This window comes from Streptacidiphilus sp. PAMC 29251 (assembly GCF_054208735.2).
In genome coordinates this window covers 1261724-1284566 of sequence record NZ_CM135725.2, presented here as the reverse complement: position 1 = coordinate 1284566, position 22843 = coordinate 1261724, and the positions used below count along the sequence as shown (strand labels likewise).

Sequence of the window (22843 nt, the reverse complement as noted above, 5' to 3'; positions counted from 1 at the left end):
ATCACAGCGGACAAGGCCATGAGGATCGCGACGACGAGCAGGGCCTGCCCGACAGTGGTCCGGTTTCCGAGGGAACCGATCATCGCTCTCGCGCCCGCCGGCACCTCCCGCCCTGTCGGCGCCGCCGGGACGGCGGCAGACGCTACGGTCACGATCCCGGCCGGCCGGCCGGGCCGAGCGTCTGGTCGATCGCGTCCCGCGTTCTCTCACGCGACTCCGGAGCGGTCGTGAGCAGAGCATGCATGATCATTCCCTCAAGCAGGGCGTCCAGGCGGCCGGCGTTGTCCGGGCCGGTGAAACGGGCCAGAACGGTGCGGCTGTCCTGCGTCCATGCCTGTGTGAGGTCTCGGAGTCCGGGGTTGCGGAGGGCCGCCAGGTGCAGTTCGAAGCCGAGGACGGCACTGCGGTGCCTGGCAGGACCTCCGTGGACGAGATCGACCAGGACATCAACGAATTGCTCGCGCGTATCGACGTTCTCGAACAGGTTCTCAAACACCGCGGACTGCAATTCGACATACCGGGCGAATGCCTGCGCCTGGAGATCGGTCAAGCTGGCGAAGTGGTAGGTGATCGACCCGAGCGGCACGGCGGCCCGGGCGGCGATGTGCCGATGCGTCGTCCCGGCCACCCCATGATCCGCGATGACGTCGAGGGTGGCGTCCAGGATGTTCGTCTTGCGGCCGGGGTCGTTGCGACGGGTCCGGCGCCGCCCGCCCACCGATTCGGCGGAGGTCCGACGTTCGCCATCGGCCCTTTCCTTGGCCGTTTCACTTTCGGGAGGGTCCGCCGACGGCGGTTCGACGTGCAGCATGCGCACAAACGTACAAGCCTTAAGAACAGATGTACAAATCAATGGATGCCCATCGCCGTCACGCCACGGCAGCACACCCCGCGCTTACCGTGTCCCGCACAAATCGGCCGCTCGCCATCCTCTGTGTCCGGGGTGTTGACCCATCCAGCTAACGTCACTAGCCTTTGGGTAATATCGTTAGCTATTCCTTGAGGACGCCATGACCCAGTACCTGGAAATCGGCACGAACACCATCGCCTACGACGTGACCGGGGAGGGCCCCCTGGTGGTCCTCGCGCACGGTATCGGCGACAGTCGACACTCCTACCGCTTCCTGGTCCCGGGCCTGGCCGCCGCCGGCTACCGGGTCGCCAACGTCGACATCCGCGGGTGCGGCGACTCCAGCCTCGGCTGGGAGGGCTACAGCCGCACCGACATCGCCGGCGACCTGGTCGCCGTCGTACGCCACCTCGGCGGCCCGGCCGTGATCATCGGTCAGTCGATCAGCGGGGGCGCCGCGACGATTGCCGCCGCCACCGCACCCGACGTGATCACAGGTGTCATCGAACTGGCCCCGTTCACCCGTGCGCAGTCGGTCGACCTGGGCGGGCTGGTGCGGGTCAAGCGCTTCCGGGCCGGGTACACGCAGATGGCGATGGTCATCGTCCGCGGGCGGCTGGCGAACTGGCTGAAGTACCTCGACGTGGCGTACCCGGTCAAGCCCGCCGACTGGAACGGCGAACTGGCCCGCATCAAGGCCAAGCTGGGCGAGCCGGGCCGGATGGCGGCGCTGCAGGCCATGTGCAAGGCCGACCCCGGCGACGCCGGCGCCCAACTGGCCAACGTCACCTGTCCGGTCCTGATAGTGGAAGGCAGTCTGGACCCCGACTGGGCCGACCCCCGCGCCGAGGGCCAGAAGATCATCGATGACCTGCCCGCGGGTCTCGGTGAGTTGGTCGTGATCGACGGCGCCGGACACTACCCGCACGCCCAGACACCCGATCAGATCCTCGCGCTGGCCCTGCCGTTCCTAGCAAAGACGGCCGTAGGTGCCTAGGGCCGGACTCACGGCAGCGGCGGTCACCGAGGCCGGCGCCGCCCTGATGGATGAGGTCGGCATCGACCAGTTCGGCATGGGCCTGCTCGCCGAGCGGCTCGGGATCAAGACCCCCTCGCTGTACAAGCACGTCACCAGCCAGGCCGACGTCACCCACCGGATCGCCGTCCTGGCCATGACCGAGTGCGCCGACGCCATCCGCGACGCCATCCAGGGCCGGGCCGGCCCTGACGCCCTGGCTGCCGGCGCGCAAGCGATGCGGACGTTCGTCAAGGAACACCCCGGCCGGTACGCCGCGGCCAACGCAGCCTGCCCGACCGGACCCGAGGACCCTTTCATCGCGGCCAGCAACCGGGTCGTCGCCTCCTGGGCGGCCATGCTGCACGGGTACCGAATCGATCCCAGCCAGAAGATCCACGCGCTGCGGATGCTACGCACTGCCCTGCATGGATTCGCATCCCTGGAAGTCGTCGGCGGGTTCCAGTTCAGCACTGATATCGACGACAGCTTCACCTGGATGATCGCCTTCATCGACCGCGGCCTGCGGGCAATCGCAGCCACCGGCACAAACAGCGCCCAGGCTGATGGCGATGGGTGAAAGGACCCTGCCGGACGACCAGGCCGACCACCGCCCCCGGGTCGCACAGCGACCTCGGGGGGAGTGACCACAGGGCGTCCAGAACCTGCAGGCCGCGCTCGGCTGAGGTGGCGACAGTTGCTGGGACGCTACTCACCCTTGAGTGGTGTTCGTCGAACAGGGGTCTCGTTCGGGTGGTCGCGGCAGGTGTCGGGCATGAAGGCAGGGCCTCTTGGTAGCTCGTTGGATGACCCTTGGCGGAGCACCGTCGCACATCTCTTCGGCCAAGATCAACGGCTAGGAGGGTCCTGGCTGAGCCGCGGCCTGCTCAGTTCTGTGATGTTCCGGCGTCGAGGCCCGTCTGATCTGCCGGCTCGCCGTCGACGCGGTCGCGGCGATTGCCAGGCAGGTCGCCAAGGCGGCGAAGGTCGGCACCGCGCCCATCGTTTGCAGAGAAATGCCGCCGAGGAGGGCGCCCAAGGGGCGGGTGCACCATCCGATCATTCGGGATACTCCGTAGACGCGGCCCTGGAGGCGGTCGGGGGTCAGGGCGTAGCGGTAGGTGGTATTGGCGGTCTGGAAGATCGGGCCCATCAGGGCGCCGATCGTGTAGATCGCGCCCAGCGCGAACACGGTCGGAGCCAGCGCGAGCGCAACCATCTCCACGACCCACCACCAAAGAGCGCCGAGCAGGATCACGTTGAGAGGGACGAGGCGCTGTATTGGCGGGGCCGCGACTGCACCGACGATCGCGCCGACGCCGAACAGGCCCAGGAGAACACCGATGGAGGTCGAGGACGCGCCGAGGTCCTTGGCGCGCACGATGATGGTCAGGACGAGGGCGCTGAAGGCGAGGTTGCCGACCGCCGCGATCGCCACGAGTGCGCGAAGGAGATGCTGCCCCCACAGCCAGCGCACGCCCTCGGAGAGCTCCACCAGCAGGTGGCGGCGCTCCGGCGGCCGTTCCTCCTCCAAGGTCCGCCGAATCGAGGCGGTCATGGCGGCGCCCACCAGGTATGACACCGCGTCGAACGCGAACGGCATGGCGTGGCTCAGCGCGAACAGGAAGCCTCCCAGGGGCTGGCCGACCAGGTCGGCGCCCTGATCGCGGGCCTGGTTCTGGGCGACCGCCGCCGGCAACTGCGGTTTGGGCACCACATAGGGCAGGGCAGCGCTCTCGGCGAGCAGGAAGAAGACGTACAGCGTCCCTTCGACGAACACCACGACGATGAGGTAACCGATCATGATCCGTCCGAGTAGGACGGCCACCGCGACTGATGCCAGGGCCACCGCCCGGCCGGCGTCGGCGGCGAGCATGATCCGCTTGCGAGGCCAGCGGTCGACGAGGGCGCCCGCCGGCATGAACCAGATCAGGAACGGGGCAGTCTGCGCGGCGGCCACCAGGCCGGCCTGCGCCGCCGAGCCGGTGACGGCCAGCACGATCAGCGGGTACGCGATACCGCTGACCCGGGCACCGATCGTCGAAACGACCTGCCCCGTCCACAGCAGGAGGAAATCACGGTTCCGCCAGAGGGGAATCGGCGTCTGATCCTTCTGCCCACCGCTTAAAGCCATTCACCTGTCCTTGAATGTCGGCGGCCGTGGCAGAGTCCAGGTGTGCGGCCAGTTGAGTCCAGGCTGATGGCCACCGGAAATCCAGGTGGATGGCCTGTTGACCTGTGGTGTTCCTGATCGCTCCCTTTATCTGAAGAAGACCCCTCCGTCCGGTTTGCTGGTGTTTGCGAGCATCAGCTACCGGCCGGAGAGGTCCTATGACGAAGTCTGACAGAGAGATCATGGAAATCTTTGAGGCGTACGACCTGACGGAGACCGTCTGGTCGGCGGCGGCCCTGAGCGGGCACGACCCCAAGACCGTCAAGCGGTATGTCCAGGCCCGTGACCACGGGCTCAATCCCTTCGAGCACGCGCCGCGGCCGAAGATGATCGACGCCTACCTGGAGAAGATCGAGGAGTGGGTCGACCAGACCCACGCGGCGATCCGGGCGGACGTGGCCCACGACAAGCTCGTGCGGATGGGCTTCGCGGGCAGTGCGCGCTCGACCAGGCGGGCGGTGAACGCGGCGAAGGGCGCGTGGCGGTCCGGGCGGCGGCGCTCCTACCGGCCGTGGATCACCGAGCCGGGGATGTGGCTGCAGTTCGACTGGGGCGAGGGCCCGCGCATCGGCGGGCGGCGGACCTGGCTGTTCTGCGCGTGGCTGTCGTGGTCGCGGTTCCGGGTCGTTATCCCGGTCTGGGACTGCACGTTGGGCACCCTGGTGGCCTGCCTGGACACCACGTTGCGCAGGATCGGCGGAGCGCCGACCTACATCCTGACCGACAACGCGAAGACCGTCACCGTCGACCACATCGCGGGGATACCGGTGCGGCACCCGCAGATGGTCGCCGCCGGCCGGCACTACGGCTGCCAGATCGTCTCCTGCGTGCCCTACGACCCCGAGTCCAAGGGCGGCGCGGAGGCCACGGTCCGCATCGCGAAGGCCGACCTGGTGCCCACCACCGCGAACCTGCGGCCCTCCTACGACACCTTCGCCGAGCTGGCCGATGCCTGCCGCAGTTGGTGCCTGGAGGTCAACGCGCGGCGCCACCGCTCGACCGCGCAGATCCCTGACCTGCGGCTGGAGATCGAACGTGCGACCTTGCACGTCCTTCCCGCCGAGCCGTTGGCGTTGGCGCTGGGCGCTGAGAGGACGGTGGGCGCGGACCGGACTGTCAGTTTCAACGCGGTGCGCTACTCGACGCCGCCGGGCTATACCGGGCAGCGGGTGTGGTGCCGGGTGGTGGGTGAGGAACTGTCGATCACCGCGCGCACCGACACCGGCGACCTCGCCGAGATCTGGCGCCACCAGCTGTCGACCCCGGGGGTCCCGCAGATCATCGACGCGCACTACCCCGACCACCCCGAGGGCCGGAGCATCCTCGCGCCGCGGCTGGCACCGCGCTCGGAGGCGGAGATCGCGTTCGTGGGCATCGGCCCCGGGGCGGGGCGCTGGCTCAAGGAGGCCGGACCCGCCGGCGCGGTGCGCATCCGCGCGAAGATGGCCCGCGCGGTCGAGCTGGCCACCGTCATGGGCAGCGACAACGTCGACCGGGCCCTGGGGCTGGCAGCCACAGCCGGACGCTTCGCCGACGACGACCTGGTCTCCATCCTGGAACACCTCCAGGGCAGCACGCCCCTGGGCGAGGTCGTGCGCGCGGACGAGAGCCACTCCGCCCAGAGCGGCACCTCGGGCTGGCAAGCCCTGGGCCAGCAGAACAACCCACGCTGACCACACCCACCCTGACTATCCATCACCAGACGATCGGCACCGCCATGTCCTTCCCCAACCCGCCCGCCATCCCCGAGGAACTCGACAAGCTGATGCGCCGCATGCGCCTGCCCTACATGCGCAAGGCCGCCCCCGACGTCCTGGCCACCGCCCGCGCCCAACGCTGGGACCCCGCCGAGGTCCTACGGCTGCTGATCGCCGAGGAGGTCACCGGCCGCGACGCCGCCACCCGACGCCTTCGGCGTCACTCGGCGAACTTCCCCACCGGCAAGACCCTCGCGTCCTGGCGCACCGAGGATTCCACCATCCCCGAACCCACCCAGAACTCCCTGACGACCCTGGAATGGATCGGCCGAGCCGAGAACCTGGTCATCGCCGGTCCCTCGGGGACCGGGAAAAGCCACTTCACCGAGGGTCTGGCCCAGGCCGCGATCGAGAAGGACCTGAAGGTGGCCTGGTTCACCCTGGAGACCCTGACCGCCGCGATCGGCAAGTCGAAGGTCGACGGGTCCACCGCCCGCACCGTCGCCCGGATCTGCCGCGCTGATCTGATCGTTTTGGACGATATTGGCCTGCTGCCGGTCGGCGAGGACGCCGCCGAGGCGTTCTACCGCATCATCGACGCCGCCTACGAGCGCCGCTCCATCGCGGTGACCAGCAACATTCACCCCTCAGGCTTCGACACGATCATGCCCAAGACCCTCGCGGGTGCCAGCACCGACCGCCTCATGCACCACGCCCACCTCGTCACCACCACCGGCGACTCCCACCGCCTCGCCGAAGCCCTCGCCGGCAAGGGCGTGGTCCCTCTGAACTGACCTCCCCCACCCCAGGAGCACCACTGACCACAGGCCTGGGTTTCTGATGGCCACCAGCCTGGTGAACCCACGACCACCTACCTGGGGATCTCAATGACCGTTGACACCTTGAAGTCCTTGAAGTCCTTGAAGTCCTCGGGTTCGTGGGTGTCGTGTCTCGAGGGAGAAGATGCTTGTCAGCCGTGAGGATGAGCGTGGCATACCGTTTCGGTGCATCGGGGTGGCTGTCAACGGCTTTGCAGTCCCCGCTGGCGTGGATCAACTGAAGGGCTGCGCTCCTTTCCCGGCGGTGGCCGCTCGGACACGTCCATCCCCAGGGGGCAAAGCACCCCCGGACGGACGCGGGCTTTTCGCCGTGCACCTTGAAGCGACTTTTGCAGCCTCCCGTCTTATGGCACTGGAACACCGCTGGCGGGCGGGTTGCCGGTGAAGTGGCTGTTGTCGTTCCGATCTTGAGTGGTGTTGGTCGAACAGGGGTCTCGTTCGGGTGGTCGCGGCAGGTGCCGGGCATGAAAGCAGGGCCTCTTGGTAGCTCGTTAGGTGTCTACGCCAACAAGCGATCCAGGAGGCCCTCATTCGTTGGTAGCGACTCCAGCAGAGCTCCGCGACGGCTGCTGAAGTGTTCGAGTGCGGGACCGTGACGTCTTCTTGGACCCGGGCCGACCAGACCTCCACTGAGAGCGGCGCACGGACCGTCCTGGAAGCAGGGAACCGTTCGGTTCCTGGATACGCATCGTGGTGGTGCCGCGTGGACACCGGACGGACGCCTCAGGAGGCCCAGGCCTCGACGCCTGACCTCTCACTGCGCCCGAGCCTCCTGAGCTCCCGCTCAGACCGAGGCCCGCGTGGTGCGCTGGTGCCACGAGTACGGCTAGTGAGGTGGCGGACCGGCCCTTGGGCCGAGTCCTGTCACTAGGTCGCCGCGTGGCTCCTCCTGCGCTCGCAACCAGCGCAAACACCCTGGTTCAGGAGGCGGTCACGACGACCTTGACGGTCCAGGTCCGGGAGCTGGGCGGGCAGGCCATGGCCTCGCCGCAGCTGCTCCGGGAGGAGGTCAGGCTGGCACTCCCGCTCCGGACGGCGAGGAAGCGGGCGCTGACCGTGCCGCAGCCGGAGCCGGGGTGGCAGCTCGGGCCGACAGCTGTTGCCGATGAGGTGGCCTCGCCCAGCGGTCGCAGGAGCGCGGGGACGGAACTGTGCGGTGCCCCCCAGTAGGTGCTGTGCAGAGTGAGCAGCAGCGTGGCTCCGCGGGGCACGGTGACCGTGGTTCCCGAGGCGTGTTCATCCAGCGTCACCGTGCGGACTGCTGCGGTGCTCGTCGCGGTGGTGGGCGTAGGAGTCGGGCGCTCACTGCCTGCTCCATGCGCTGCACAGCCTCCCAGCGTCAGGGCCGTGAGCAGCGCGGCCGCGGTTCGCCTGCTGCGTGCTGAGCTGCGGACGGTGGTCATGTGCGGGGCCCTTCGGTCGGTGCGAGTCCGTTCGGTGGCGCCTCGAAGCCATGGGTGCGACGCCGCTGCCCCGGGAGGGGTTCCCTCCCGGGGCGCGTCGAGTCAGGGTCTGATCAGGAGACGGTGACGTCGTCGTAGTAGGTGTAGGTGGGGTCGCCGGGGTAGTTGTCGTCCTTGCTGGTGAGGGTGAGTGTGTAGCTGTGGCCGGCGGTCAGGCTGCCGGTCGCGGTCTTCCAGCCGGCGCCGTTGGTGCAGGTCTTGGCGAGCAGGGTGGCGGTGGTCCCGCTGGTGTTGTCCTTGAGCGTGACCGTGGCCCAGTCGTAGGTGACGGTGTCGGGGCAGGTCACCTTGTAGGCCAGGGAGATCTTGGTGGTGGCGGTCGGGGCGGTGAAGGTCTGCGTGAGCGAGGAGGTGTTGCTGGCGCTGGTGGAGCCGACCATCGCGCCGTAGCTGCCGCTGTGGGCGGCCGCCGCGATGGCGGAGGTGCTGCCGGCCGAGGTCCAGCCGGTGAGGGAGCCGGTCTCGAAGCCGCCGTTGGTGACGCCGCCGCCGCCTCCGCCGGAGCTGGTGACGGCCCAGCTGAAGCTCGTGGTTCCGGTCGCGTTGGTGCCGTCCTTGGCTGTGACGGTGACCGAGGACGTGCCGGTGGCGGTCGGGGTGCCGGAGATCAGCCCGGTGGAGGAGCTGATGGACAGGCCGGTCGGAAGACCGGTGGCCGAGTAGGTCAGCGTCTGCCCCGAACCCGAGTCGGTGGCGTGGATCTGGAGCGAGGCCGCGGTGTTGACGACGGTGCTCTGGCTGCCCGGGTTGGTGACGGTCACCGTGTTGCCGGTGCTGCCGCCCCCGACGATCGGGTGGGAGATGGCGCAGGCATTGGTGTCATTGGACCAGCTGGCCTGCTCGGTGAAGGTGCCGGTGCCCATGGTCACGTTGGCCGCGCCACCGCTGGTGCCGGGGTTGAGCCAGGCGCACTCGTCGGAGTTCTCCTGGCCGTTGTAGGAGCTGCCGGTGTTGTTGGTCCAGCCGCCGGCCGGGTTCTGGTCGGACATCATCTCGTGCCACTCGTGGCCGAGGGTCATGGTCCAGCCGTCGAGGGTGCCGGGGGAGTTGACGAACCCCACGCCGCAGCCCGCACCCGAATCCATGTTGTAGGGCTGGTTGCTGAACGCGATGTCGCCGTAGTTGGACGTCACCGCGCCGCCGGTCAGGGTGCTGTCGCCGTTGTAGTCGTGCCAGGCGCAGTACTGGTTCTGGTAGCTGTCCGGGTTGGTGCCGTGCGGCGAGAGGATCACGTAGTAGGCGTCCCGGTTGGCCGCCGCGGTGGTGTTGCCGAAGTGGGCGGCCGCGTTGACCGCCTCCACGCCGAGCTGGTGTCCGCTCGCCGTACTCGGCGACGCGCCCGCGTTGTCGTACCACACGCCGGCGAGCACGCCACCGCTCTGGTAGGGGACGAAGCTGGCGTTCGACGGGCAACTGGTCGCGCCGGTCGACACATTGGGGCCGTCACACCACTGGGTCAGGTCCGCGGACCACAGCTCGTTGCCGGTGCCGATGCCCTTGAACATCTCCTGGGCGACGGGCGCCGCGCCCTTGGCGTCACCGGAGAAGGTCGCGTCCCCGCTGGAGTTGGTGCTCTGGGTGCCCCACTGGGTGCCGTAGAACACCAGGTAGACCTTGGAGTGGCCGTCCTGGACGCCGATGCCGTCGATGCCGCCGCCGTAGGACAGGGTCTCCGGTCCGGTCGCGACACTGGGGGAGACCTGGGCAGCCGCCCAGGACTTCATCCTGCTGTTCTGCTGCAGGGTCGGTACCACGCCGTGCCGGTAGGCGTGCTGGTACGCGGGGCTGTACGGGTCGACGATCGGGTTGCTCTGCGTGTGCGATGCCGTCGGCGCGGCCACGGCCGTGGGTGCCGTGGCGGTGAGGGCCGCTGCAGCGAGCGCGACGCCGAGCAGTCCGGTCAGGACTGGGCGCCGAGTCCGGTGCGGGGCGTGGGGTGTCCCCATGGTTGAGGGTTCCTCTCATGCTGATGGCGTGTCTGCCGGTGGGCGACACGGGATCACGTGCATGGAACGGGCGGGGCGGTGGTGCTGACTGCCCCTCACGGGCCTGGTTCACGACAGCTCTGCGGATCATCCGCACCCATGGCTGCCGACTCGAGATCCCCCCTTGTGCGCGGTGAATTGATTCACCCCGCAGAGACCTCGAATAAGCAGGAGCATGCGGGCCCTATCGATCCGCAGAGCTGTCGTGAAGTATCTGTTCAGGCGGCTTGAGGGAGCTTCCCAGGTGACACCACCTCAAGTGGTGTACCGGTTGCCGAGCAGAAGCAAAGCAGAGTTGATGGATACGGGTCAATACCCTCACAGCTGGCGCAAAGCGAGATCAATTACTAAGAAGTCACTAAGATGCCAGATGGCAGCCCTTCGGACGGTCGGAAAACTGGGCGACCGCCCTGTCCTGCAGTCATCCTGCGGCCCTGGAGCTGGAGCAGCGGCCTCGCCGCACCGCGATCATGAACTCGGCATCCGCGGGGCAGTGGCCGGCCCACGGAAATCCATGTGAGGCCGTGACATTCTCGGGAAATGAATTGATCACAGCCGGCCGACGTATTAACGCAAACTTGGGATGGCGGAATCTCGCCATTTTGATGCCTTGCACGAAACGGGCGTCACGGCATTAGTGTGGGAATGCATCGACGCAGTCCACGAAAGACGTATCCCTACGAAGAAAAGAGTGTCATGAGCATGAATAACGTGTTACGTTCATGGTCCGCTCGCGTGGGCGCGGCCGTGTTGTGCCTCGCGGTCTCCTGGATCCACATCCAGGACCAGGGCGGGTTCGCCGGCAGCAAGTCCCCCGGGTACGTGGGTGTCGGCTACTACCTGCTGGAGGCAGCCGGAGTCCTCGGCGCTCTGCTCCTCCTGGTGGGCGGCAGGCTGCTGCCGACGCTCGGATGGCCTCTCGCCGCGGGTGTGGCGCTGGGTCCGCTGGTCGGCTTCGTCCTGTCGCGCGGACCCGGGCTGCCGGACTACAGCGACGACAGGGGGAACTGGACCGAGCCGCTGGGTCTGATCAGCGTGGTGGTGGAAGGCGTCCTGCTGGTACTCGCCCTACTGGCCCTCCGTGCTGCCAGGACCTCAGTGGCCCTGGACGCCGAGCATGCCGAGCCCGTCTCCGTCGGGGCCGAGTAGCCGAGCGGGGCGCGCGGCAGGGAGTTCCAGCGCCACGGTCAGGCCGCCTCCCGGTGTGTCCTTGAGTGCGGCGGTGCCGCCGTTGGCGGTGACCAACCGGTGCACGATGGCCAGGCCCAGTCCGCTGCCGCGCGCCTCGGGGTTGCCGAAGCGGCGGAACGCGGACTCCCTGGCGCGGGCGGTCATCCCCGGCCCGTCGTCGACCACCCGGAGGTGGACCGTTTCCCGGCCCAGTGAGCCCGGCCCCGACTCCGCCTCGATGCGGACCCGGCCCCGCGCCGGAACGGCGTCCAGGGCGTTGGCGATCAGGTTGTCGAGCACCTGCTCCAGGTCGCCGGTGCCGAGCAGGGCGCTGAGTCCCTGGCGGCAGTGGGCCGTCAGTGCCACCTGCCGCTCGCCCGCCACCGGATCCCAGGCCGCGACGCGTTCGGCGACCGACTCGTCGATCCGCACCGAGACCGATTTGGGTACCGCGCTCTCGGCCCGGGCGACCGCGAGCAGTCCGTCCACCAGCCGCGACAGGCGGGCGATCTCTTCCTGAGCACCTGCCAGTTCCTGTGCCGCGTCGCCGTCGACATCGCCGGCCAGCAGGTCAAGACGCAGCCGGAGTGCCGCCAGCGGTGTCCGCAGCTGGTGCGACACGTCCGCGATGACCGTGCGGTGGCCGTGGATCAGGGTCTCCGTACGCGCCGCCATGGTGTTGAACGTCGCCGCCAGCCGCCGCACCTCCGGCGGCCCGCTGCCGGCCTCGGCCCGTACCTCCAGCGCGCCCTCGCCCAGCCGCTGGGCGACCTGGTCGACCGCCTGGAGCGGACGGCCCACCCAGCGGGCCAGGCGGACCGAGACCAGCGACCCGGCGAGCAGCCCGGTCACGGCGATCAGCGCCAGCCAGCCCCAGACCGCCATGAGCCGGTCACCCAGCGGGTCGAGGGAGCGCACCAGCACGGCGACACCGACCGCGTCCTCGCTGTCCCCGACCGGCTCGGCCACCGTCAGCCGGTTGTGGGCGTCCTTCGTGCGGGTGGTCGGATCCGCGAGGGTGTCGGCGGCCAGGACAGGGACGCTCCCGGTCGTGGCAGTGCTGCACGACGTGCGTGCGAAGACCGCGCCGTGCGCGTCGTAGACCGCCGCGCAGTCACCCCGTTCCTGTGCCTGGTCCAGGAGTTGGCGCATCAGGGCGTCGGACTTGTGATCGGACAGGTGCTCCTCGGCGGCTGAGGAGATCGCTCGGGCGTCGGCCTGGGCGCTGCTGCGGTAGGAGGTCTGCTCACGCTCGGTCAGCAGCCAGCCCAGCGGCACCACGGCCAGCAGCAGCAGCACGGTGACCAGGGCCAGGACCGTCAGCGCGATACGGCGCGTCATCGCCGGTCAGTCCAGTTCGCCGAGGCGGAAGCCCCGGCCGTAGACCGTCTCGACGATTCCGGGGACGCCGAGTTTGCGGCGCAGCGCGGCCATGTGGACGTCCAGGACCTTGCTGGGGCCGTACCAGTGCGCGTCCCAGGCCCGCTCCAGGATCTCCTGACGGGTCACCACCCGCCCGGGATCCACGGCCAGGCATTCCAGGATGTCGAACTCCTTGGGCGTCAGCAGGATCTCGTGGTCGGCGACGGTCACCTTGCGGGTCCGAGGATCGACGGCGAGCGGCCCGTGCCGCAGCAGTTCCGGCACCGCGGGGTGGGTGCGGCGCAGCACCGCCCGGATCCGGGCCAGCAGCTCGGACAGGCCGAAGGGTTTGACCAGGTAGTCGTCGGCCCCGTCGTCCAGAGCCGAGACCCGGTCGCCCTCCTCGCCGCGCGCGGTCACCACGATGATCGCCAGGTCCGAGCGCCGGCGCAGCATCCGGCAGACCTCCAGCCCGTCGAGGTCGGGCAGTCCGAGGTCCAGCAGCACCAGGTCGGGCAACGGCTCGGCCGTCAGGGCGGCGCGCCCGGTATCGACGCTGTGCGCCTGGTATCCGGCCCGGTCCAGCCCGCGGACCAGCGACCGGGCGATCCCTGGATCGTCCTCGACCACCAGCACCCGTACGACCCCTGCGCTCATTTCCGGCTCCTGCATGCGCACAGCCTAGATCCGCGGCGAGGGTCGACCGGCCAAGAGGTCCAGCACGTCGCCGTCATTCGGCGGTGGCGATGTCCTCGACGTCGGTCAGGCCCAGTCTCAGATGTTCGACGTGGTAGACGGCCTGGTCCAGGAGTTCGGCGACATGGTTGTCGTACAGGGCGTAGACCATCGAGCGGCCGTGCCGTTCGGCGACCACCAGGCCGAGGTTCTTCAGCAGCCGTAGCTGGTGCGAGCAGGCGGAGCGCTCCATGCCGGCCGCCGTCGCCAGGTCGCTGGCCGCGCAGGGGCCCTCGACCAGACGGGCCAGGATCAGCAGCCGGGACGGGGTGGCCAGGGCCTGGAGCATGGTGGCCACACTCGCGCTGCCGACGTGGTCCAGGCGCTCGCGTGCACTGGCGCGCGCTCTCTCGTCGACTCCGTGTCCCATACCTGCATCCTACCGATGATGCGTGAATGACTGTTCAATCATTCCGCTATGGTGGACGGGTCGCCCCCGTCCTGCCCTTGCGAAGGAACCACCGATGTCCACGACCCTCACCCGACGGCCCGCTCCCGCCGCGGTCCGCGGTGACTCGCCGGCCCCCGGGCGGCGCACCCGGGTGTTCGCGCTGGCCGAGGCCCGCTGGGCGGCAGCCGCCACGGTCGCGTTCCTGATCGCCCTGCCGTTGCAACTGGCCGGCGCCGGCCCTTGGGCATGGGGGCCGCTGTATGCGGTCGCCTATGTCGCCGGTGGCTGGGAGCCGGGCTGGGCCGGGCTGCGGGCGCTGCGGGAGAAGACCCTGGACGTGGACCTGCTGATGATCGTGGCCGCCCTCGGCGCGGCCACGATCGGTCAGGTGATGGACGGCGCGCTGCTGGTCGTCATCTTCGCCACCTCCGGCGCACTGGAGGCCCTGGCGACCGCCCGCACCCAGGACTCGGTGCGCGGCCTGCTCGACCTGGCCCCCACCACCGCCACCCGACTGCTGGACGACGGCACCGAGGAGACGGTCGCCACCGCGGCCCTGACGTTGGGCGACACCATCCTGATCCGGCCCGGCGAGCGGGTCGGCGCCGACGGCCGCGTCCTGGACGGTGCGAGCGAGGTCGACCAGGCCACCATCACCGGTGAACCCCTGCCGGTGGCCAAGGAGAGCGGCGAGGAGGTCTTCGCCGGCACCCTGAACGGCACCGGGTCCCTGCGCGTCACGGTGGAGCGCGACGCCTCCGACTCGGTGATCGCCCGGATCGTGAGGATGGTCGAGGAGGCCTCCGGGACCAAGGCCCCCACCCAACTGTTCATCGAGAAGGTCGAGCAGCGCTACTCGCTCGGCATGGTCGTCGCCACCCTGGCGGTGTTCCTGATCCCATGGGCGTTCGGGGCGGCCGTGACCGGCTCGCTGCTGCGGGCGATGACCTTCATGATCGTCGCATCCCCCTGCGCGGTGGTGCTGGCCACCATGCCGCCCCTGCTCTCGGCGATCGCCATCGCCGGGCGGCACGGGGTGCTGGTGAAGTCCGCCGTGGTCATGGAACGCCTGGGCCAGGTCGACGCGGTGGCGCTGGACAAGACCGGCACCCTGACCGAGGGCACCCCTCGGATCACCGACATCCGCCCCCTGGCCGGCAGCGGCCTGACCGAGGACGCCCTGCTCACCCTGGCGGCGTCGGCCGAGCACCCCAGTGAGCACCCGCTCGCGCGGGCCGTGCTGGATGCGGCCCGCGAGCGCGGCCTGGTCCTGCCGACCGCGCGGGACTTCACCTCAGCCCCGGGCATCGGCGTCACCGCCACAGTCGAAGGAGCCGCGGTCGCTGTCGGCGCTCCGGCCCGGCTGCTGAGCGGCTCCACGAACGCGCGGTCCGCCAGGGCCACCGCCCTCGCGGAGGAACTGGAGCACGGGGGCCGCACGGCAGTCCTGGTCGAACGCGACGGGTCCCCGGTCGGCATCCTCGGCATCGCCGACCGGCTGCGCCCCGACGCCGCCGCCGCTGTCGCCGCGCTGACGGCACTGACCGGTTCCGCGCCGATGCTCGTGACCGGCGACAACCCGCGGGCCGCCGCGCGCCTCGCGGCCGAGGTCGGCATCGGCGACGTCCGTGCCGGGCTGCTGCCCCAGGACAAGGTCGCCGTCGTCCGGGAGCAGGAAGCCGCCGGGCGCCGGGTGCTGGTGGTCGGCGACGGAGTGAACGACGCCCCGGCGCTGGCCGCCGCCCACATCGGCGTCGCGTTGGGCCGGGCCGGCTCCGACCTCGCGCTGGAGACCGCCGACGCGGTCATCGTGCGCGACGAACTGGCCACCGTCCCCACCGTGGTGGCGCTCTCGCGGCGGGCCCGCGGCCTGGTGGTGCAGAATCTGGTCATCGCCTCGGTGTTCATCACCACCCTGGTCGTCTGGGACCTGGTCGGCCACCTGCCGCTGCCGCTCGGCGTGCTGGGCCACGAGGGCTCCACCGTCATCGTGGGCCTGAACGGCCTGCGGCTGCTGCGTGACGCCGCGTGGCGGCGCGCAGCTCAAGCCGGCGCCGCGGTTCCGGGCGGGGCCGGCCGGTGAGCAGGCCTACTCCGCGCAGCCCACGCCCCGCCTGATGGGAGCCCCGCCTTGACCGTCCCCCTCGATCCGGCACCTGCCGCGCTGCTGCGGCGCGGGTTCGCGCTGGAGTACGCCACCTTGGCCTGGAACGTGGTCGGCATCGTGGTGCTGGCGCTGGCCGCGATCAGTGCCCGGTCGGTGGCGCTGGCCGGCTTCGGCCTGGACTCCCTGATCGAGATCGGCGCCTCCACCGTCGTGCTCTGGGAACTGTCCGCCACCGGTGAGGAGCGCCGGCGCCGCGCCCTGGGACTGATCGGCGCGGGCTTCGCCGTCCTGGCCCTGTACCTGCTCGTCCAGAGCACCTGGGTCCTGGTCGCGGGCTTCCACCCGGGTCACTCGCTGCTGGGGGTCGCCTGGACCGCGGTCACGGCCGCGGTGATGTTCGCGCTCGCGGCGGGCAAGGCCCGCACCGGGGCGGCCCTTGGGAATCCGGTGCTGCAGGCCGAGGGCCGGGTCACCATGATCGACGGGCTGCTGGCCGCCGCCGTCCTGCTCGGCCTGCTGGCGAACTTCGCCCTGGGCTGGTGGTGGGCGGACCCGGCCGCCGGATACGTCCTGGTCTACTACGCGGCCCGCGAGGTCGAGGAGATCTTCTCCGGCGACCGCTGACCTAGGGAGCCGAGGCGGTTGAACCAGGACACGGGCATCCCGCTTGCCCAGCGCCCTGCGGCACCGCAGGCGAGCTGACGGGGTGTCGGGTCAGTTCAGACCGAGCTTCGCCAGTGCGGTGGTCCAGTCCGTGCCGATCGCGGTGCGGGCCGCGGCCAGGGTGACGGTGCCTGCGGGCCAGTACTCCCCAGGCGGGGGCGAACGCCACAGCGGAGGGGAATTCCCCGCTCACGACGCACCGGAGGTGACCTGGCCGGGGCCCTGGCCAGGGGCAGGGGGCTGTGCGGGAGCCGGCTGGGTGCGCGGCGAGGTGCCACTGCCGGTGCCGGTCTGCGCGGCGGTGTGGCCGGGGAGGACGTGCGCGAAGCCTGCCCCGAGTGCCGCGCACGCAACGACGGCGGCCACGGCCGTGGCGCGGGTCCAGGACGCTGCCCTGGCCAGTGCGTGATCGCGTTCAAGGCTGCGGTGGATGTCCGTCGCCCTCACCTCCCCGGGCGTGCCGCCGACGGGACCCCCGGGTATGGGGCCCGCGTCCGGCGCACTGCCCTGCTCCCAGTGTGTGGCGCGACCTGTTGGCAACTGCCTTGGAAAGCCTGCAGTTTCTCCTAAGATCAGCGCTCGCCGTGCCGCCGGGTTCAGCGCTGGGTCGGGGGGCGTTCCAACCGCAGGGCCAGGACCGGGCAGGCGGCCACCGCGCGCCGGGCGTGGGCGAGCAGAGGGGCGGGCACCGAGGGCTCGGGGATGATCGGGTAGCCCCACTCGTCGAGGCTGATCCGTTCCGGAAGCAGTTCGGCGCACAGGCCCCTCCCCTCGCAGGCGATGCGGTCGATGCCGAGGCGGGCGTCACCGGTCACAGCCATCCCTCCTGGGCGGGTCCCGGGTGGTCGGGGATGTGGATGACGGGACGTCGGCCTGCCGCCGCGCACGGGCCGCGGGTCAGGTGGTGGCGGACGTCGTCGGCGAAGGCGTCCAGCGCGGTGGCGGCGAGCCGGGAGGCTCCGTCGGGGTGACGGCAGGCTCCGCGGCCGGGCAGCAGGCCGACTCTGCGGTGGAGTCGGTCGAACCGGTCGTAGTCGGTCCGTCCCCAGGCCAGGTGGGCGAAGTCCTCGGCCACGGCGGGCAGGCCGAACAGGCACGGCCCGCACTGGCGGGCGCTCTGGGCGGCGAGGTAGGACAGGATTCGTGCGGTCTCGGCCAGTCCGCAGGCGTCCTGGGGGAGTGCCACCAGGACCCCGGCGCCCGGCCCGGCGCCGACCGCGGCCAGGGCGGTCTTGGTGAAGGGTGTGGCCATGGCCTGACCGGCCGGGAGCCAGCTGCCGAAGAAGCCTCCGACCAGCACGGCCTCCAGCGGGTGGGCGGGGCCGCCGGCCATGTCGACGACGGTGCCCAGGGTGGTGCCGAGCGGGATCTCGTAGACGCTGGGGGTGCGGACCGCGCCGGAGACGGTGACCAGGGTGGTGCCCGGCGCGCCGGGGGTGCCCAGGGTGCGGAACCAATCGGGGCCGTAGCGGGCGATCAGGGCCAGGTGGGCCAGGGTCTCCACGTTGTCGATCAGGGTGGGGCGCCCGCCGACGCCCTTCTCGAAGGGGCGCGGCGGGGTGGCCAGCGGGCGGGCTTCGCCGCCGTTGAGCCAGCGCACCAGCGAGGTCTCCTCGCTGGAGACGTAGTGGTGCGGCAGCGAGTGGACCTGCACCGGCAGGGTGTCGACCCCCTGGTGCCGTCGGGCCGAGGCGGCCAGGACCAGGGCGCGGCGCTGGTCCTCGCGGGTGCGCGGCAGGCACAGGTGGATCTCGTCGGCGCCCACCGCCGCCGCGGCCAGGGCTGCCCCGTCCAGGACCAGGTGCGGGGCCAGGTTCAGCAGGACCTGGTCCTTGCTGCTGGCCGGTTCGCTCTCCATGGCGTTGACCACGACCACCGCCCGGCCGCGGGCTTCGGCCACGGTGCGCAGCTTGCGGCCGGTGGGGAAGGCCGCCCCGCCGCGCCCGGTCAGTCCGGCCTGCTCCACGGCCCGGATCAGGCCGGCGGCCTCGTGGCCGCGGGAGGGGCGCATCGGGCCGTAGCGGTGCTGGTGCTCGGCCAGGTCGGCCGGTCGTCCGGTGGTGTACCAGCCGGTGAGCAGGCGGCTGCCGTACGGCACACGCGGCTGCTGGTACACCGAGTCGGCCAGGGCGGTTGCGGGATCCCGGTTCACTGGAGTCCTCCCGTGCGGTCGGGGAACGCGGCCACGGCAGCGGCTGCGGTGGTGGGGGAGGGGCCGGTCGCGCGGGTGGCCCAACCGGCCTTGAGCGGCCCGCCGACCAGGAACGCGGCCAGCAGCAGCGGGACTGCCACGGTCGCGGCACCGGCCCAGATCCGGACGGTGCGCCGTTCCGGTCCGGCGCGGTGCAGCCGCCACCACACGGCCGCCACGACCGCGGCCACGCAGGCCGCGTAGAGCAGCAGTTGCAGGGTGAGTTTGGTGTCGGTGCCGCTGCCGGCCCCGTGGAAGACGGCCAGCGGCCAGCAGGCGTAGGCCGCCCAGTGCACGGCCTTCCAGCGCCGCACTCCCAGCCGCAGCCGGACGGCGCTGGTGGCCAGGACCGCGAGCAGCAGGTCGAAGGCCAGGGTGCCCAGGCCCAGCCACAGGGTCCGGTAGGAGGAGACGAACGGCAGGACCGCGTCCCACCACGTCAGATGGACGAAGGTGTCGGCGATCGCGGTGACGATGTGCAGGACCAGGAACGCCAGGCTCAGCAGCGACAGATTGCGGTGCAGGGTGCTGATCTCGAACCGGGCCATCCGCTTGGGTGCGTACTGGCCGCCCACGACGATGCCGAGCACCATGGTCGCCGTCAGCAGCACCAGCGCAACGGTGCCGCCGGCCCGGGTGGCGTACCACAGCGGGCTGGGGCCCGCGGCGGCGAGTGGGACCGCGGCGGTCGTCGTCATCGCGCACCTCGTTCGACGGAGACCGGGACGATCGGGTCGGCGGGCCAGCCGCCGGTACTGACCACGCTGCCGTCGGAACGCACCAGGCGCGCGGGCAGGGAGCGCTCCTGCAACCAACGGGGTGCCCGTTCACCGAGGAGCACGGCGGCGGTGCTGGCGGTGTTGGCGTCCACGCAGGTTGCGGCGGCCACGCTGACCGTGCGCCAGCAGGGTGCGGGGACATCGCCGGTAGCGGGATCAACGAGGTGGTGCAGGGTCCGGCCCCCGCGGCGCCAGGTCCGCGCGACGATCCCGGATGTCGCCAGGCCGCCGCCGCGCACGGCCACGACCGGCCCCGGGACGGGAGTCGCAGCGGCGTGGTGGTCGGCGATCTCGACCTGCCAGCCGTCCGCGGGCGCCCCGCCGGCGGCGGACAGGTCCCCGCCCAGGCTGACCAGCACGCCGCAGCCGGCCGCACGGGCTGCCCGTGCGGCGGCCCGGTCCGCGGCCAGGGCCTTGGCGGTGGCGCCCAGGTCCAGAGCCGTCCCGGCGGGAAGACGGAGCCACCGCGTTGCGGGGTCCCACTCGATCTGTCGCCAGCCGGCTGCCGGAACAGGCACCGCAGGCCGGACGTCCTCGGGGCGAACAGCGGCGAAGGTCCGGTCGTAGCCCAGCGCCGCCAGTGCCGGGCCCACGGTCGGGTCCACCAGGCCGCCGGTCAGTTCGGCGGCGCGCAGCGCGACGTCCAGGGCTTGCGCGAACAGCGCACCGACCTGGAACGGACGGCCCTGGGCGGCGTTGGCGCGGGAGAGTTCGGAGTCGGGGCGGAACCGGCTGCAGGCCAGGTCGATCGCCGCGAGCTCCTGCTCCAGCACTCGCCGGGCCGCTGCCGTCGCCGCGCCCTGGGCGACCACCAGCACCGCGGTCGTGCCGAGCGCCGGGAAGCTGATCGTGGCGGGGCCGGTGGGGGCCACGGTCACGAGGCACCGGATTTCGTCGTGGGAGCGGGCTGCGGCGGCTGCTGCGCCGGTGCCGGTGCTGTGGTGGGCGGCTGGGCAGGCGGTGTCAGACTCGGCGCGACCGCAGCCGGTCGGCGCGTGTGGCGGGTCGCCGAGGCAGACGGAGATGCCGGTGCGTGTGACGCCGTGGGCGGGGGAACCAGGGTGGCCGTACCACTGGCCGACGGAGCGGCGGGCGCCTTACTGGTGGCCGGGACCGGTATCGAAGCCGGTGCCGCCTTGCCCGGCAGCGACTGGGCGTAGCCGGTGGCGAGCACGATCGAGCCGGCCGCGGCGGCGACACTGATCCCGACAGTGGCCAACTGGACCCTGCGCCGTCCCCGGTCGCGTTGCCGTACCGCTCGACCGCCCGGCAGGTGACCGAAGTGGGGCATCGTACGGCTCCTCGTGAATCGACCTCCCAGGAGCCGTCCGCGCACCGTCCACGTCATGCCCCTGGGGGAACCCGACTGGGTGTCCACTTCCCAGACTCCGCGAACGACCGGCGGGAACCGGTTCAGAAAACCTTCGGAAGCCGTAAAGCTTGCGGCGGCGGAGGGCGGGCCGACGTACTACTTGGCGGCGTCGAGGGCGCTCTGCAGGGAGGCGATGTAGCCCTCGCTGGTGTAGCCGGCCCCGGAGACCGCGTCTATTCTCGCGCTCTGGGCGGCCAGACCTTCCTGGGTGAGGATCGGGATGGCCTGGGAGTTGATCTCCTGGTCGCGGGAGTTGCCGTCGGGCTGCTGGAGGAGGTCGACGGCGGTCATCTTCGTTCCGGTGAGGGTGACTTTGACCTGGACCGGGCCCCAACGGGTTTCCACGGTGCCGCCGGTGACGGTGCGCACGGAATTCTGGGAGGACTTGGGGGCGGCGGAGGTGCCGGGCGCGGGTGTGGCGGAGGTCGCGGGCGCGGTGGGCTGCCGGGTCGGTGCCACCACGGCCGGGACGGCGAGAGCGGTGGTGTGGTGCGGTTTGGCAGAAGCGTGCGCGCTTCCAGCGGCTCGCCTACCTCGGCGCGGGAACCGAGCAGGTAGTGGAGCCGGGCTGCTCAACCACGTCGAGACCGCGCTGGCGCAACGGCACGCCTCCCAGGAACGCCTGCGCAGCTTCGCCGCCGACGCCGGCCACGAACTGCGCACCCCGCTGGCCGCCATCCCAGGCCGCCGGCCCGGACCACCAGTGGCTGCTGGACCTGCCCGAGACCCCCGTCCTGACCACCGGTGACCGGGACCGGCTGCACCAGGCCCTGGCGAACCTGCTGTCCGACGCCCGCCTGCACACCCCGCCCGGCACCACCGTCCGCCTGCGCGTCGTACAGCTCCCCACCGGCGTCACGGATACCGTCACCGACGACGGCCCCGGCATCCCCGAAAAACTCCAGGACCGTCTGTTCGAACGCTTCACCCGCGGTGGAGAAGGCCGCTCCCGGAGCGACGGCGGCAGCGGACTGGGTTTGGCCGTCGCCCATGCCGTCGCCGCTGCCCACAACGGCACCCTGGCAGTCCGCAGCCGGCCGGGCCGCACCGAGTTCCGACTCGACCTGCCCTGACCACCCTCAGCCCAGCTGAACCAGTTCTTAGTACCTGGTGCGGCAGAATGCTTCACAACCTCACGTGCCAACCACCATGGGATTCCTCCCGGCAGCCAAGGAAGGACCCTCTCCGTGAACACGCTCGCCGCGCGTCTGCGTCTGGACTTCGCACCATCCCACCGTCAGCCCGACCCGCTGCGCTTCGTCCTGGCGAGCCTGTGCGCGATCGTCGGCTCGCTGGCAGCGGACGCTCTGCTGGTCGTTCTGAGCGAGGCCGTGTTCCCCGCGACCAAGGGATACGTGCACTTCCAGTTCGCCGACTACAGCAAGCTGACCGTCATCGGTGTGGTCATCGCCTGCCTCGCCTGGCCTGTCACCACAAGGATCAGCTCGGATCCGCGCTGGCTGTTCCTGCGGATGGCCGTTCTGGTCACCCTGGTCCTGCTGCTCCCGGACGTCTACATCCTGGCACTGGGCCAGTCCGCGCAGGCGGTGGCCGTCCTGATGGTGATGCACATCGTGATCGGCGTCGCGACCTACGAAGCACTGGTGCGCCTCGCCCCGGCCCGCGCGGCCCTGCCGCAGCCGACGCAACCGCAACCCGGTGCGGCCCGCACGGGGGTGTAGCGGGTGCAGGCAGTCTTCTCGACGAGCCAGCCGGCCGCAACCAAGTCGACCCCGCTGCCTCACAGCGGAGCGAGGAGCGGGGTCGAGTCCGCGACGCTCTGCAGCGCCGGTGATCCCATCCTGTCTCGACAACGCGCGAAGTGGGCTGGTCTTTACCGGTTCTGAACGAGCTTCTGGTCTCACAGCGCTGTCGGGCCGTCGGCAGTCAGCGCTTCTCCTGCAGATGTCGCGCTGGACTACGGCTTTTCATCTGTTCGCGGACCTCCGGTCCGGGCAGGACACGGTGATCGGTCCGGTTCGACCGGATACCGGCTCGCCTGTCTGCGGCCGCCTCCCGAACTGGCGGAACTGCTCACGGCTTCAGCGAAA

Annotated in this window: 22 protein-coding genes; 9 read left to right on the top strand and 13 right to left on the bottom strand. The window is 70.8% G+C overall.

Annotated features, from left to right (window positions below; all coding sequences use genetic code 11):
* Nucleotides 1-148: 148 nt before the first annotated feature.
* Nucleotides 149-811 (bottom strand): TetR/AcrR family transcriptional regulator, encoded by a 663-nt coding sequence (locus ACXKR8_RS06040; protein WP_458271853.1) that lies wholly within the window; start codon nucleotides 809-811, stop codon nucleotides 149-151.
* 199 nt (nucleotides 812-1010) lie between these two features.
* On the opposite strand from ACXKR8_RS06040, the gene ACXKR8_RS06035 reads away from it, so the two are divergent.
* Both ACXKR8_RS06035 and ACXKR8_RS06030 read left to right on the top strand, forming a co-directional pair.
* On the top strand, nucleotides 1011-1847 hold the full coding sequence (locus ACXKR8_RS06035; RefSeq protein ID WP_458271852.1) for an alpha/beta fold hydrolase: 837 nt from the start codon (nucleotides 1011-1013) through the stop codon (nucleotides 1845-1847).
* 46 nt (nucleotides 1848-1893) lie between these two features.
* Nucleotides 1894-2445: a TetR-like C-terminal domain-containing protein gene (locus ACXKR8_RS06030; protein WP_458271851.1), complete on the top strand. Its 552-nt coding sequence runs from the start codon at nucleotides 1894-1896 to the stop codon at nucleotides 2443-2445.
* Between the two features lie 276 nt (nucleotides 2446-2721).
* On the opposite strand, the gene ACXKR8_RS06025 is transcribed toward ACXKR8_RS06030, so the two are convergent.
* Nucleotides 2722-3999, bottom strand: a complete 1278-nt coding sequence (locus tag ACXKR8_RS06025) for an MFS transporter (protein ID WP_458271850.1) — start codon at nucleotides 3997-3999, stop codon at nucleotides 2722-2724.
* A gap of 197 nt (nucleotides 4000-4196) precedes the next feature.
* Between ACXKR8_RS06025 and istA the strand changes: the two genes are divergently transcribed.
* Together istA and istB are read left to right on the top strand one after the other, a co-directional pair.
* Nucleotides 4197-5711: an IS21 family transposase gene (istA, locus tag ACXKR8_RS06020; RefSeq protein ID WP_458267424.1), complete on the top strand. Its 1515-nt coding sequence runs from the start codon at nucleotides 4197-4199 to the stop codon at nucleotides 5709-5711.
* Nucleotides 5712-5755: 44 nt separating this feature from the next.
* Nucleotides 5756-6529 (top strand): IS21-like element helper ATPase IstB, encoded by a 774-nt coding sequence (gene istB, locus ACXKR8_RS06015; protein ID WP_458267423.1) that lies wholly within the window; start codon nucleotides 5756-5758, stop codon nucleotides 6527-6529.
* 965 nt (nucleotides 6530-7494) lie between these two features.
* Here istB and ACXKR8_RS06010 read toward each other — a convergent pair.
* Both ACXKR8_RS06010 and ACXKR8_RS06005 read right to left on the bottom strand, forming a co-directional pair.
* On the bottom strand, nucleotides 7495-7824 hold the full coding sequence (locus ACXKR8_RS06010) for a hypothetical protein (protein ID WP_458271849.1): 330 nt from the start codon (nucleotides 7822-7824) through the stop codon (nucleotides 7495-7497).
* A gap of 266 nt (nucleotides 7825-8090) precedes the next feature.
* Entirely contained in the window at nucleotides 8091-9983 is a 1893-nt protein-coding gene (locus ACXKR8_RS06005) for an Ig domain-containing protein (RefSeq protein WP_458271848.1), read from the bottom strand.
* Between the two features lie 774 nt (nucleotides 9984-10757).
* Here ACXKR8_RS06005 and ACXKR8_RS06000 point away from each other — a divergent pair.
* Entirely contained in the window at nucleotides 10758-11171 is a 414-nt protein-coding gene (locus ACXKR8_RS06000) for a hypothetical protein (RefSeq protein ID WP_458271847.1), read from the top strand.
* Here ACXKR8_RS06000 and ACXKR8_RS05995 read toward each other — a convergent pair.
* The 3 genes from ACXKR8_RS05995 to ACXKR8_RS05985 form a co-directional block, all read right to left on the bottom strand.
* Nucleotides 11118-12533: a sensor histidine kinase gene (locus ACXKR8_RS05995; protein WP_458271846.1), complete on the bottom strand. Its 1416-nt coding sequence runs from the start codon at nucleotides 12531-12533 to the stop codon at nucleotides 11118-11120. The two genes, ACXKR8_RS06000 and ACXKR8_RS05995, sit on opposite strands and share 54 nt — an antisense overlap.
* 6 nt (nucleotides 12534-12539) lie before the next feature.
* Nucleotides 12540-13211 carry a response regulator transcription factor gene (locus ACXKR8_RS05990; RefSeq protein WP_458271845.1) on the bottom strand — a complete coding sequence of 224 codons (672 nt, stop codon included), beginning with the start codon at nucleotides 13209-13211 and terminating at the stop codon, nucleotides 12540-12542.
* A gap of 73 nt (nucleotides 13212-13284) precedes the next feature.
* Complete coding sequence (locus ACXKR8_RS05985; protein ID WP_458271844.1) at nucleotides 13285-13659, bottom strand: ArsR/SmtB family transcription factor; 375 nt, start codon at nucleotides 13657-13659, stop codon at nucleotides 13285-13287.
* A gap of 94 nt (nucleotides 13660-13753) precedes the next feature.
* Here ACXKR8_RS05985 and ACXKR8_RS05980 point away from each other — a divergent pair, with 94 nt between their 5' ends.
* Together ACXKR8_RS05980 and ACXKR8_RS05975 are read left to right on the top strand one after the other, a co-directional pair.
* Nucleotides 13754-15763 carry a heavy metal translocating P-type ATPase gene (locus ACXKR8_RS05980; protein WP_458271843.1) on the top strand — a complete coding sequence of 670 codons (2010 nt, stop codon included), beginning with the start codon at nucleotides 13754-13756 and terminating at the stop codon, nucleotides 15761-15763.
* Nucleotides 15764-15811: 48 nt separating this feature from the next.
* Nucleotides 15812-16411, top strand: coding sequence for a cation diffusion facilitator family transporter (locus ACXKR8_RS05975; RefSeq protein WP_458271842.1), 600 nt, complete (start codon nucleotides 15812-15814; stop codon nucleotides 16409-16411).
* Nucleotides 16412-16639: 228 nt separating this feature from the next.
* Here ACXKR8_RS05975 and ACXKR8_RS05970 read toward each other — a convergent pair whose 3' ends face one another.
* The 6 genes from ACXKR8_RS05970 to ACXKR8_RS05945 all read right to left on the bottom strand — a co-directional run bounded on the left by ACXKR8_RS05970 (nucleotide 16640) and on the right by ACXKR8_RS05945 (nucleotide 21254).
* Nucleotides 16640-16897: a hypothetical protein gene (locus tag ACXKR8_RS05970; RefSeq protein ID WP_458271841.1), complete on the bottom strand. Its 258-nt coding sequence runs from the start codon at nucleotides 16895-16897 to the stop codon at nucleotides 16640-16642.
* Nucleotides 16898-17046: 149 nt separating this feature from the next.
* The gene (locus tag ACXKR8_RS05965; protein WP_462100351.1) at nucleotides 17047-17265 is read right to left on the bottom strand and encodes a ferredoxin; all 219 of its coding nucleotides are present in this window, start codon (nucleotides 17263-17265) and stop codon (nucleotides 17047-17049) included.
* Nucleotides 17262-18602, bottom strand: a complete 1341-nt coding sequence (locus ACXKR8_RS05960) for an NADH-ubiquinone oxidoreductase-F iron-sulfur binding region domain-containing protein (protein ID WP_458271839.1) — start codon at nucleotides 18600-18602, stop codon at nucleotides 17262-17264. Before ACXKR8_RS05960 ends, ACXKR8_RS05965 begins: the two co-directional genes overlap by 4 nt.
* A complete protein-coding gene (locus tag ACXKR8_RS05955; RefSeq protein WP_458271838.1) occupies nucleotides 18599-19339 on the bottom strand; it encodes a ferric reductase-like transmembrane domain-containing protein in 741 nt (246 codons plus the stop codon). The genes ACXKR8_RS05960 and ACXKR8_RS05955 overlap by 4 nt, the downstream gene beginning before the upstream one ends.
* The gene (locus tag ACXKR8_RS05950) at nucleotides 19336-20298 is read right to left on the bottom strand and encodes an FAD:protein FMN transferase (protein WP_458271837.1); all 963 of its coding nucleotides are present in this window, start codon (nucleotides 20296-20298) and stop codon (nucleotides 19336-19338) included. Before ACXKR8_RS05950 ends, ACXKR8_RS05955 begins: the two co-directional genes overlap by 4 nt.
* A 590-nt stretch (nucleotides 20299-20888) precedes the next feature.
* Nucleotides 20889-21254 carry an FMN-binding protein gene (locus ACXKR8_RS05945; protein WP_458271836.1) on the bottom strand — a complete coding sequence of 122 codons (366 nt, stop codon included), beginning with the start codon at nucleotides 21252-21254 and terminating at the stop codon, nucleotides 20889-20891.
* Between the two features lie 95 nt (nucleotides 21255-21349).
* On the opposite strand from ACXKR8_RS05945, the gene ACXKR8_RS05940 reads away from it, so the two are divergent.
* A complete protein-coding gene (locus ACXKR8_RS05940) occupies nucleotides 21350-21865 on the top strand; it encodes a sensor histidine kinase (RefSeq protein ID WP_458271835.1) in 516 nt (171 codons plus the stop codon).
* 114 nt (nucleotides 21866-21979) lie between these two features.
* Complete coding sequence (locus tag ACXKR8_RS05935) at nucleotides 21980-22474, top strand: hypothetical protein (RefSeq protein ID WP_458271834.1); 495 nt, start codon at nucleotides 21980-21982, stop codon at nucleotides 22472-22474.
* The last annotated feature ends 369 nt before the right edge of the window (nucleotides 22475-22843 follow it).

What these genes read in the sequence shown, in the direction of transcription:
- ACXKR8_RS06040 (WP_458271853.1), bottom strand. Translation starts at nt 811, where the DNA reads ATGCTGCACGTCGAACCGCCGTCGGCGGACCCTCCCGAAAGTGAAACG.
- ACXKR8_RS06035 (WP_458271852.1), top strand. Translation starts at nt 1,011, where the DNA reads ATGACCCAGTACCTGGAAATCGGCACGAACACCATCGCCTACGACGTG.
- ACXKR8_RS06030 (WP_458271851.1), top strand. Translation starts at nt 1,894, where the DNA reads ATGGATGAGGTCGGCATCGACCAGTTCGGCATGGGCCTGCTCGCCGAG.
- ACXKR8_RS06025 (WP_458271850.1), bottom strand. Translation starts at nt 3,999, where the DNA reads ATGGCTTTAAGCGGTGGGCAGAAGGATCAGACGCCGATTCCCCTCTGG.
- istA (WP_458267424.1), top strand. Translation starts at nt 4,197, where the DNA reads ATGACGAAGTCTGACAGAGAGATCATGGAAATCTTTGAGGCGTACGAC.
- istB (WP_458267423.1), top strand. Translation starts at nt 5,756, where the DNA reads ATGTCCTTCCCCAACCCGCCCGCCATCCCCGAGGAACTCGACAAGCTG.
- ACXKR8_RS06005 (WP_458271848.1), bottom strand. Translation starts at nt 9,983, where the DNA reads ATGGGGACACCCCACGCCCCGCACCGGACTCGGCGCCCAGTCCTGACC.
- ACXKR8_RS05995 (WP_458271846.1), bottom strand. Translation starts at nt 12,533, where the DNA reads ATGACGCGCCGTATCGCGCTGACGGTCCTGGCCCTGGTCACCGTGCTG.
- ACXKR8_RS05990 (WP_458271845.1), bottom strand. Translation starts at nt 13,211, where the DNA reads ATGAGCGCAGGGGTCGTACGGGTGCTGGTGGTCGAGGACGATCCAGGG.
- ACXKR8_RS05985 (WP_458271844.1), bottom strand. Translation starts at nt 13,659, where the DNA reads ATGGGACACGGAGTCGACGAGAGAGCGCGCGCCAGTGCACGCGAGCGC.
- ACXKR8_RS05980 (WP_458271843.1), top strand. Translation starts at nt 13,754, where the DNA reads ATGTCCACGACCCTCACCCGACGGCCCGCTCCCGCCGCGGTCCGCGGT.
- ACXKR8_RS05955 (WP_458271838.1), bottom strand. Translation starts at nt 19,339, where the DNA reads ATGACGACGACCGCCGCGGTCCCACTCGCCGCCGCGGGCCCCAGCCCG.